Source organism: Nocardia sp. BSTN01 (genome assembly GCF_015354405.1).
Taxonomy (GTDB): domain Bacteria; phylum Actinomycetota; class Actinomycetes; order Mycobacteriales; family Mycobacteriaceae; genus Nocardia.
Genome location: NZ_JADKYP010000011.1, coordinates 141,505 through 151,616, shown reverse-complemented (window position 1 = coordinate 151,616; position 10,112 = coordinate 141,505). Strand labels below are relative to the sequence as shown.

Annotated in this window: 12 protein-coding genes; 5 read left to right on the top strand and 7 right to left on the bottom strand. The window is 68.4% G+C overall.

Going from position 1 to position 10,112, the window contains the following annotated elements; genetic code table 11:
- Nucleotides 1-335, bottom strand: a 335-nt coding sequence (locus IRT45_RS12770) for a superoxide dismutase (RefSeq protein ID WP_194806044.1), incomplete at its 3' end; no start/stop codon positions are given.
- A 258-nt stretch (nt 336-593) separates the two neighbouring features.
- On the bottom strand, nt 594-1,202 hold the full coding sequence (locus IRT45_RS12765; RefSeq protein WP_194806043.1) for a hypothetical protein: 609 nt from the start codon (nt 1,200-1,202) through the stop codon (nt 594-596).
- 450 nt (nt 1,203-1,652) lie between these two features.
- Between IRT45_RS12765 and IRT45_RS12760 the strand changes: the two genes are divergently transcribed.
- The 4 genes from IRT45_RS12760 to IRT45_RS12745 all read left to right on the top strand — a co-directional run bounded on the left by IRT45_RS12760 (nt 1,653) and on the right by IRT45_RS12745 (nt 5,019).
- A complete protein-coding gene (locus IRT45_RS12760) occupies nt 1,653-2,036 on the top strand; it encodes a rhodanese-like domain-containing protein (protein ID WP_309240920.1) in 384 nt (127 codons plus the stop codon).
- Between the two features lie 73 nt (nt 2,037-2,109).
- Nucleotides 2,110-3,204 carry a DUF4328 domain-containing protein gene (locus tag IRT45_RS12755; RefSeq protein WP_309240919.1) on the top strand — a complete coding sequence of 365 codons (1,095 nt, stop codon included), beginning with the start codon at nt 2,110-2,112 and terminating at the stop codon, nt 3,202-3,204.
- Nucleotides 3,201-3,968, top strand: a complete 768-nt coding sequence (locus IRT45_RS12750) for a glycerophosphodiester phosphodiesterase (protein WP_036496965.1) — start codon at nt 3,201-3,203, stop codon at nt 3,966-3,968. Before IRT45_RS12755 ends, IRT45_RS12750 begins: the two co-directional genes overlap by 4 nt.
- Nucleotides 3,969-4,092: 124 nt before the next feature.
- Nucleotides 4,093-5,019 (top strand): DUF5926 family protein, encoded by a 927-nt coding sequence (locus tag IRT45_RS12745; protein WP_194806041.1) that lies wholly within the window; start codon nt 4,093-4,095, stop codon nt 5,017-5,019.
- Nucleotides 5,020-5,119: 100 nt separating this feature from the next.
- On the opposite strand, the gene IRT45_RS12740 is transcribed toward IRT45_RS12745, so the two are convergent.
- The 5 genes from IRT45_RS12740 to IRT45_RS12720 form a co-directional block, all read right to left on the bottom strand.
- Entirely contained in the window at nt 5,120-5,668 is a 549-nt protein-coding gene (locus IRT45_RS12740) for a ferritin (protein ID WP_194806040.1), read from the bottom strand.
- Nucleotides 5,669-5,820: 152 nt separating this feature from the next.
- Nucleotides 5,821-6,360: a ferritin gene (locus tag IRT45_RS12735; RefSeq protein ID WP_194806039.1), complete on the bottom strand. Its 540-nt coding sequence runs from the start codon at nt 6,358-6,360 to the stop codon at nt 5,821-5,823.
- 10 nt (nt 6,361-6,370) lie between these two features.
- The gene (locus tag IRT45_RS12730) at nt 6,371-7,804 is read right to left on the bottom strand and encodes an LCP family protein (protein ID WP_375540095.1); all 1,434 of its coding nucleotides are present in this window, start codon (nt 7,802-7,804) and stop codon (nt 6,371-6,373) included.
- A gap of 91 nt (nt 7,805-7,895) precedes the next feature.
- On the bottom strand, nt 7,896-8,690 hold the full coding sequence (locus IRT45_RS12725) for a CPBP family intramembrane glutamic endopeptidase (RefSeq protein WP_194806038.1): 795 nt from the start codon (nt 8,688-8,690) through the stop codon (nt 7,896-7,898).
- 50 nt (nt 8,691-8,740) lie between these two features.
- Nucleotides 8,741-9,514, bottom strand: a complete 774-nt coding sequence (locus IRT45_RS12720; RefSeq protein WP_194806037.1) for a DUF2470 domain-containing protein — start codon at nt 9,512-9,514, stop codon at nt 8,741-8,743.
- Nucleotides 9,515-9,619: 105 nt separating this feature from the next.
- Between IRT45_RS12720 and IRT45_RS12715 the strand changes: the two genes are divergently transcribed.
- Nucleotides 9,620-10,039 carry a hypothetical protein gene (locus tag IRT45_RS12715; protein WP_194806036.1) on the top strand — a complete coding sequence of 140 codons (420 nt, stop codon included), beginning with the start codon at nt 9,620-9,622 and terminating at the stop codon, nt 10,037-10,039.
- The last annotated feature ends 73 nt before the right edge of the window (nt 10,040-10,112 follow it).

The following is a 10,112-nucleotide window of genomic DNA, read 5'->3' as shown; positions in this document are numbered from 1 at the left end:
CCGGCGCGGAACTTGTCGAACGATCCGAACTGGTCGTCGATCGCGGCGGCCAGGTCCCCGACCGGCTTGTCGCCACCGTTGGGGGACAGGTTCTTCCACCAGATGGAGTGGTTCACGTGACCACCGAGGTGGAAGGCCAGGTTCTTCTCGTGCAGGAAGATCGCACCGTGGTCGTCGGCCTCGCGCGCGGCTTCCAGCTTCTCGAGCGCGGTGTTGACGCCGGCGACGTATGCGGCGTGATGCTTCGAGTGGTGAATCTCGTTGATCTGCCCGGAGATGTGAGGCTCCAAGGCGCCGTAGTCGTAATCCAGATCTGGCAGCGTGTACTCAGCCACGATGTCCCTTCCTCATGATGTCGGCGCGTGTACCCGGTCATGTCGAGCACACCAACCTTCATTCGTACACCCGCTCGATGCAACCGGGTCCGGTCCACCCTAGATTCCCACGGCCCGAAATCGACGGCTCGGCCAGGATCGAGGGCGCACGCCCGTGGTATGCCCCGGGTCGGAGATTTATTCACGCTGAACGCATGTCGGCGCGGATTCCGCCCGGATCGCGGTACGGAGTTCCGCCACTTCGGTGGTGGGCTGCGCCTACATCGGCGGTGCGACGTCGGGCAGCATCGTGCGCGGATCGCACGAGTCGTGTGCCTTCCACCAGCGTCGCGCGCCGGCCACGAATTCGTCCAGGCCGACCAGACTTCCGTCGGCGGTCTCGACGGTCACGTCCTCGAACCAGACCCGCACATCCAGCTCGCGCGGATCGGTGCCCTCCTGCTGGGAGAACTCGAGGACGTGGGCCGGGCTCCGATCGCTGATCGTGGTGTCGAAACTCAGCAGCTCGCGCCACAGCGCCCAGCCACTGTCGTCGACGTCGATGAAATCCCAGCCGTGCAGGGCGCCGCCGCCGAATCCGGCGATGGCATCCCCGAGGGTGTCGAGGGTGAGCGGGAAGATGCGCGGTTCCAGATCGTCCCAGCGCTGCTGACGCAGGGATGCCGCGACCCGGCTGACCCCGGACAGTGTGAGCGTCACCCGGCCGTCGGCGGGCTGCCCGTCGCCGGGGAGGGTGAGTACCTCCAGTTCGATTCGAAGTCGTCCGTCCGCGGCGTCGACCACGAGTCCGAGACAGGTCGCCTCGGCGAGTGCGGTGTTGAGCCCGGTCGTATCCAATCCGTCGAGTAACGCCCTGCTCGCGTCCATAGCGTCAGGCTACCGATTCCCCGCCGTAGACCTCGGTATTTCGGTTTCTCGCTAGTGTTGTCGTTTTTTTGCCGAAGAGAGGGAACCGATCGGTCAGCCGCCCCGTCCAAGTATGTGTCGGGCTCTCGTGGCGGCCGGTGATACACCGTTGACCAGTACAGGAGACCCGCAGGCGGCGGCGGGGGCCGCTCCGGGACCGAGGAGGGGAGTCCCGGAGCGGCCCCCGTTCCGTTTTCCGGAATCGGTTGATACGAACCGACCGGTCTCGCAAGTCGCAACCTGTGGATGAGGTTGTGGATTATGTGGATAACTGGGGGTGAGATATACACAGGTCGGTGTGCCCGGGGTGTGCGGCACGGTATGGACGGCCGGAACAAACCTGGAGTTCACCCGGGCGATCGACTGCCGGGTCTCCCCGCCGATCCGGGGGACGTGGCAGGATCGTCCATTGTGACGAGCTCCGAAATCCCCTCGGTGCCGGTCCAGGATCTGCCTGCCGAATTCGACGCCGCACCGTCGGCGGGAGCCGGATCCGGAGACGGCGCCCCGCCCGCGATCCTGCTCGATGTCCGCGAGGACGACGAATGGCAGCTCGGCCACGCGCCGGGCGCGCTGCACATCCCGATGATCGACGTGCCCGCACGCCTGGACGAACTGGACTACGACGCCGACATCTACGTCGTCTGCCGCCAGGGCGGACGCTCGATCGAGGTCGCGAAATACCTCGCGTACGTGGGATTCGAGGTCTACCAGGTCGTCGGCGGCATGGTCGCCTGGCAGCAGGCCGGACGCCCACTGAGCGGCGCGGGCGACACCGAGGCGAAAATCTACTGACGAGCTGTCGAAGCACGAGCGCAACCGCACACCCGATGATGAAGGTCGACTGGATGGAAGGGGGAGCAGCCCGGTGAGTACGGTCGTGCAACCCTGCGCCCGGTGCGGCGCCCGCTGGGCGGTGCACGGCACCCCCATGCACTGGTGCCCGCGCTGCCGCGGTGTGCTGCTGTCACCGGCGCCTGTCGACGCCCCGCCGGAGCGGCGCAACTACCGCTGGGTGGCCCGCCCGCCGGGGCGCGGCCCGCGGGTCGAACGCCCGCGTCCGGCGCCCGCGATCGATCCGGCCACGCCGCGCTACGCCGAGATTCCGCGCTGGGGTCTCCAGGACCGGCCGCCCCGCGTCGCCGCCGCGCCGCAGAACCGGATCCAGGCCGTGCTGCACTGGCTGACCGAGCGGGTCGCCGGTCTGCTGCTGGCCACCGTCATCCTCTTCGGACTCTCGGCGGTCGCCGAATTCGGCCGCTATCTGATTCTGCTGCGCAACCGCACCCGGTTGATTCAGCCGCTGCTGCTGTTCTTCTCCGACCTCACCGTCTACGCGACCTCGGTCGCCGCGCTGATCTGCGCGTTGATCACCGCGGTCGGCCTGCTCGGCTGGCTGGTGCGCGCGCGCCGCGGCGCCTATGCCGGAAACGGCCGCCGCGATCCCCGCTCCCTGCGGGCGCTGCTGTGCGGCGGGCTCATCCCGGTGGTCAATCTGGTCTGGCCGGGTGTTTTCCTCACCGAACTGGTTCGCCAGCTCGGCGGTGACCCGCGCACGCTGCGCGCGGTGCGGATCTGGTGGGTTATCTGGGTTCTCAACGGTGTGATGGTCATTGCGTCGCTGTTCTGGCGCACGGCCGATACGCTGCAGGGCCAAGCCGACGGTGTGATCTTCACGGTCTACACCGATCTGGTCGCGGTCGCGGCGACGGTGCTGTCGCTGTGGGTGCTGCGGATGTGCGAGGGTCGTGATCTGCGCGGCCGGGTCCGGACGGCCAAGCGCTGGTTGCCCGCGGCCGGTCCGGCGGTCCCGGTGATCGAGCCCGTCCATCCGGTCGCCGCGGTGGAAACCGCGGACCGGGCGGCCGGAAACGCCGAAGCGCAGCACACCGAAGCCGAGAACACCGGCGCCGAGAACACCGAGGCGGAGCGCGTCGAACAGGAGGAGGTCATGGCCAAGTGAGCCAGGGCAATCGCGCACCGTTCGTGGTCGCGCACCGGGGTGCGTCGGGTACCCGTCCCGAACACACCCTCGCCGCCTACGAGCTGGCATTGGAGGAGGGCGCGGACGGTGTCGAATGCGATGTCCGGCTGACTCGTGACGGCCATCTGGTCTGTGTGCACGACCGCACGGTGGACCGCACCTCCTCCGGCACCGGCCTGGTCAGCGAGATGACCCTCGACGAACTGCGCGATCTCGACTTCGGCGGCAACGGCAGCCCCGCTCCGGTGCTGACGCTGAGCGAACTGATCACGCTGGTACTGGACTGGCGCAGCCGGCCGACCAAACTGTTCATCGAGACCAAGCATCCGGTCCGCTACGGCGCGCTGGTGGAGAACAAGGTGCTGGCCGAACTGCAGCGCTTCGGCATCGCCACACCGGCCTCCGCCGACCATTCCCGCGCGGTCGTGATGTCGTTCGCCGCCACCGCGGTGTGGCGCATCCGCCGGGCCGCGCCGCTGTTGCCGACCGTGCTGCTCGGCGAATCCTCGCGGTACCTGGGCGGAAGCGCCGCGACGACGGTCGGTGCCACCGCAGTCGGTCCGTCGGTGAAAACGCTGCGCGAACATCCCGAACTGGTCGACAAGGCCGCCGCCGCCGGACGCGCCACCTACTGCTGGACCGTCGACGATCCCCAGGACGTCGAACTGTGCGCGGAGCTGGGCGTCAGCTGGGTCGCGACCAACCATCCCGGCCGAACCAAGAACGTGCTGGACGGTATCTGATCCGATCGGAAAACCCCGGCGGCGGAATCGGTTCGCCCTGCGCGCCAGATTCTGTCCGCCCTGCGCGGCAATTCGGTGCGCCCCTGCGCGGCGGTGGCCGCGGGAACCTGTAGGTTCTGCGTTCGTGGGTAAGAGCAAGCGCAACAGTCCCAAGCCCGACAGTAATCGGGCTCAGCGCCTCGCCGAACGTCGTGCGGCGCAAGAGCAGGCCGCTTCGGCCGTGCCGCGCCCCTTCGCCGGGCTGGCCGCCGAATGCGACCTGGTCGCACTCCGCGAGTTCGTCCCGTCGGCGACCGCGACCCTCGAACTGGCCGCGGGCGTGTCCGCCGAGCGCCCGGTGACGCTGGCCACCGTGCTGCCCGGCGCCGTCGCCGCCCTGGTGCGCGCCGGTGACGAGCCGACCGGATTCGTCGGTGCGCAGGTGCAGGTCCAGTCGGGGAACCCGGCCGCCGATCTGGCCGCCGCCATTCTGTGGACGCAGGCCGCCGAACCCGGCGAATCGCTCACCGCGGCAAGCGAAGCCGCCCAGGACGCGGTGCCCCCGCTGTCCGAGGTCATCGATCCCAAGGCGAATCTGGATCTGACCGTCCACCAGAACTTCCAGTGGTGGGTCCCGGAGGGTGTCACGCCGGATCCGCAGGTCGCCGCGACCATCGACCAGGCCGATCAGGCGATCATGCCGTCGGACCGGCTGGCCCTCGGCGCCGAATCCGTGGGCGCGGCCTGGTGGGTCGACGCCGGCGAGAAGGCGCATCTGCGCTGGGTCCGGCCCGAGGACGAGGATGCCCTGATGCTGGCCCTCGCACGCGTGCACGCCGCGGGTGGGCTGCACCTGGGCGACGGCTCCCGATTCGCGGGTTCGTTCCGCACACACGGCCTGCTGGTGCCGGTCTTCGATCTGGATCGCGAACGGCACCCGAGCGAATGGGTCACCCCCGCAGAAGAATTCGGCGCCCGGTTGGCCGAGGCGCTGGCCTCCGACGCCCCGATGAGTTCGGAGGAGCGGCGCTCCCGCGACGGACTGCGCTCGCGCCAGGTGACGCTGCGCTGACGAAACGTACTGCGGGACAAGCGTTCCGCACCGGCTGAATGCGACGAACACGGCCCGCCGGACGGCAGGCCGAGTTCGTCGATTCGCGAGAACTCTCGCGTCAGATATTTCCGCCGGCCGCCGCCGGAGCTCCGGAAGTATCGCTCGGACCGCTCATCTCGCGGGAGACGAAATACTCGAGATCGAACAGATTCGATCCGGCCCGATCGGCGACGGTGAGCAGCGTGGTCATCCGCGCCACCTCTTCGACCTGTTCCTTCAGGAACCACTGCATGAACTGCTCGCCCAGATAATCGCCCTCCTCGCGGGCGGTGCTGGCCAATTGGATGATCTGCTCGGTGACGGTCTTTTCCTGCTGCAGCGCTAATTGGATCGGCTCGCGGGCATTATCGAATTGCGACCGCGCGGCGTCGACGCCGGAGAGTTCGACGCTCATGTCCCGATCGAGGAAATACCGCACGATCATCATCGCGTGATTGCGTTCCTCGATGGCCTGGGCATAGAAGTGCCTCGCCAGAACCGGCAGATCGGCATTGTCGAACCACACCGCGATCGCGATGTACTGATGCTCGGCATTGAATTCATGCCGGATCTGATCGTGGAGCAGGGCGTGGAATTTGCTGTACGAGGAATCGGCGTGGCTGGACATGGGCCCGACATTAGTGCTGGTCAAGTTGGGTTGTCATCCAAGTACACCCTTAATGAGGCAAGTATTGCCTTAGTTACCGGCGCCTTACCCGAGCGGCCCGGCCGCATTACGGAATTCGCCGGCTGCCTGCGTTTTCGGACCCTCTCGCATTTTCACCGCCGCGCGGTTCCCGCCGGTTTCGGAGCGGACGTGTCGGGCGCACGTGTGGCCGGGATCTCGCGCGCCACGAACTCCTCGATGTCGAACAGATTGCCCGCCGCTCGCTCGCACACCGCCGCCAGGGTGGTGAGCCGCGCGACCTCCGCGAGCTGATCCTCGAGGAACCAGCGAATGAACTGTTCGCCGAGATAATCCCCCGCGTCGCGGGCGGTGCGGGTCAGCGTGGTGATGTGATCGGTCAGTTCCCGTTCCCGAGTCAGCAGGAATTCCACGGTGGCCGAGGGCGATCCGAATTCCGAGCGCACTTCGTCGGTACCGGTGACCGCGACGGCGACATCCCGGTCGAGCAGATACTGCACCATCCGCAGGGCGTGGGCGCGTTTGTCCTCCGCGCCCAGATAGCAGATACGTGCCAGCTGCGGCAGCCGCTGCGCGTCGAAATGGACGGCCGCGGCGAGATATTGCTGCGAGGCGGTGAATTCGCGTCGAATCTGCGCGCGCAGCAGTTCGGGGAAGGGGCCGATACCGGACATACCCCCGACGCTACCGGGTGAGCAGATCGTCCGGGACCGCCTGGTCGTGTGCCAGCGCATCGAAGAAGCGGCTCGCCCGATCCTTGTCCCACAGCAGCACGTTGCCGGAACCCGATTCGTCGGTGAAGCCGCCGATCGGCACGGTGGTGGCGATCGTCTTACCGTGCAGCGCCCAGCCCAACCGGCCGAGGTCCCAGATGTGGTCGCCGTTGTCGACCTGCAGTGAAGCGGCCACATCGCGGGCCAGCGGCCACACCTTCAACGGGTTGGCGAGCGTGCCCGCGCTGGTCGCCTTCTCCAGCAGCGCGGACAGGAACAGCCGCTGATTGTTCATGCGGTCCAGATCCGCTCGCGGAGTGGCTCGGGTCCGCACGAACCCGAGCGCCTGAGAGCCGGACAGATGCTGACATCCGGCCGGAAGGTCGATACCGGCCTTCGGATCGTCGATCGCATCGGGCAGGCACATATCGATACCGCCGAGTGAATCGACCATGCCGGCGAAACCACCGAAGCCGATTTCGGCGAAATGGTCGATGCGCAGGCCGGTCGCGTTCTCGACCGTCTGCACCAGCAATTTCGGGCCACCGGCGGAAAACGCGGAATTGAGTTTGTCCTTGCCGACGCCCGGAATGCTCACATACGAATCGCGCGGCAGGCTCACCACGGTGGGCGCACCCGATTTCGGGATGTGCACGAGCATGATGGTGTCGCTGCGCTCACCACCCGCGTCGGCGCTGTCGCCGGTCGACAGTTCCTTCTCCTGTTCCGGCGTCAGACCGACGCGGGTATCGGATCCGGTGAGCAGCCAATTGGTACCGGCCGTCTGCGCGACGCGGTCCGGATAGGCGGCCAGCGCGTCGATGCGGTGGAGCGAGCGATCCAGATAGATCACCCCGGCGACCGGCAGCAGAATGACGATGAGCAGCAGAATCAGCAACCATCGGCCCCAATGCCGTTTCCGGCGGGCCCGCGGCGCACGGGGTTCGCGCGGCGGGCGTTCGGTGCGGCGGGGACGGGCCGGGGGCGGTGGCGGTGGTGCTTCCCGGTACGGCACCGGGCGCTGGGTCGGGGCGTGGGTGGGCGGTTCGCCGCCGTGCTCGACGCCGTGTTCGTAGGGCGGCGGATTGCCGCGCGGCCGCGCCGGGCTGCTCGGCACCTGCGACCAGGCCAGCGGCGGATTGTTGCCGTCGCGGCGAATGACCTGCGTCGGTTCGATGGGTGGACGTCCGGGCGGATGGCCCGATCCCGGCGGTAGCGGCCGTCCCGAACCGGGAGGGCGACCGGAATGCGGCGGGCGGCCGGAGCCCGGTGGCATCGGACGCCCGGAACCGGGCGGTACGCGCGGATCGTGCCGGTCCGGCGGCGGCATGCGTCGACCGTCCGGGCCCGCCGGCGGCGGCACCCGGCGGGTCCGCGGATACTGCTGGGGGTCGTCGCCGTTCACCACCGAGATGGTACTGACCGGGGCGTTGTGCCGGTCGGCACAATCCGTCCGGAGGGCTGAACGTGGCCGATTCCCGCAGGTCGGCGAGATCTCACGGCAGCCAGGAGACGTGGCCGTGCAGAGCGGTGTAACCGATGTAGGCCACCGAATCGATCGTCGCGTGTGCCAGGATCAGCGGCCACAGCCGTCCGGTCCGCTGCCAGTACCGCCCGAAGATCACCCCCATCACCAGGTTGCCGAGGCCTCCGCCCAGCCCCTGATACAGGTGATAACTGCCCCGCAGGAGCGCCGACGCGGCCAGTGATCGGTTCTCCGACCAGCCGAGCGTGCGCAGCCGGCTGATCAGATAGCCGACGACGATGATCTCCTCGGCCACGGCATTCGCCACGGCCGAGAGCACCAGCACCGGCAACCGCCACCAGTGGTCGTGCAGTGAACTGGGCACGATCGTCACGCTCACGCCCAGCGCGTGGGCGGCCAGGTACAGACCCAGTCCGGGCAGACCGATCACCGCGGCGAGGACGACGCCGGGGACCACATCGCCACGCCGGCGGATCCGCGCCAGCCCGACCAGTCGCGGCCCGATTCCGCTGCGCCACAACAGATACAGTCCCAGCGCACCCCAGCCGATCAGGCGGGCGACGCTCAACAGCTGAAACAGCAGATCAATCGTCGACTGTGCGGCCCGGGACGGATTCAGCGCGACCTGCTGACCTGCGATTCCGCCCGGTGCCAGCGCGCTCTCCAGCAGCGACAGTGCCGCACCGGCCCCGCTCGTTCCGAAGGTGACGACCAGGACGATCGCGATCTCCACCCGGATCGCGAACGGGTCGCGCTCCGCAGCGGGATCGGGCCAGGCAGCTGCGAAACGATCGGCCGGAACCATAGGAACAATCTAGGGGTGGTCCGCCGGCTGCCGCGTATCCGGCCGTGCTCTCAGGCGGAGCGATCGGAGCCGTGCATGCGATCGAAGAACGGGCAGCCGGCGAGGATGCGCACCGCGCGGCTCAACTGCTGCACATCGTCCACCGGCGCGTGGAAGGGCAGTCGGACGTCGTGATCGGTGTCGGGCCCCTCGACCCGCAGCGTGACGCCGTAGCGGTCGATGGCCAGCGGCCGCACCGAGCCGCCGCGCAGCCGGACCGGCAGATGGCGGGCCAGCCGGGCGATCACATCCGCGTGATCGGAGTCCATATGTTGCAACCAGGCCGCTTCCAGCTCCCAGAACGGATCGGCGTCGGCGCTGCGCAGATCGTGCGGGCAGACCGATTCGGCGCCGGCGGAGTCGGCGACGACGGCCGATTCCAGCACCACTCGCAACAGGGTGCTGGTGTGGCCGACATCGAGCAGGCCGGGATGCGGGTATTCGCCCGCGACCTGAGCGGCCAAGGCGCGCTGGGCATGTCCGGGTACCGCCCGCACCCGCCCGCGCAACCAGACCAGCGCACGCACGGGTTCGCGCAACGCCAAGGGGGCGTGGTCGGTCAGCTCCAGCACACCCGGCGAACCGACCTCGGCCGCGGCGGCGGCGACCGCCGCCGAATTGCGCGCGACGGCGACGACCACATCACCGCACGCCCGCAGGTGGTGCACGGTCGTGGGAATCGGATCGGTGCCGGGCAGGGCCAGGACGGCACTCTCGGCATGGGCGCAGGCACTGCGGATCCGCTCCGCGGCGGATGGAGCGGCGGACGTGATCGTGCGGCGCATACAGACCTCCAGTGACGAACCCGGGACGGATACCGATAATTAGGTAAACCTAAGCTAAGTCACGGCCCGTGGTTACGCAAGCATTGCGCTCGCTACGGTGGAAATGTGCCGCACGATTCGACGCCCGCCTCCGAACCCGTCCTGCTGTCGTTGAGCGTGCCCAGCACGGGCCCGTCCGATCTGGTGGACGGCCTGGTCCGGCCGCCGTCGGCGAATCCGCAGGCGCCGGTGCTCGACCTGAGCCTGCCCGATGAACGCATCGCCGAATTCCTGGTCGGCGTGGCACATTCCGATACCGGATTCGTCGCCGCGACCGGCTCGGGCGCGCGGGCGGTGGCGATCGTCGCGGCCACGGTGGCCGCGCTGTGTGGTGAGAATATCCGGACCGCGCTGACCAGCCCCGATATCGACTTCCTGCGTGGACTGTCCGCTCCGGCCGTCCAGGCGCTGCGCGAGGTGCTGCTGGCCGTCGAGACCGAACAGGTGGAGTCGGTGACGGCGGCGCTGCGGGTGCTGACCTCCTGATCGCGCCCGGCCGCGACCTGGGCTGTTACCGCTGGGTACGCACAAACGGCGAGCGCGCAGCCAACTGCCAGTA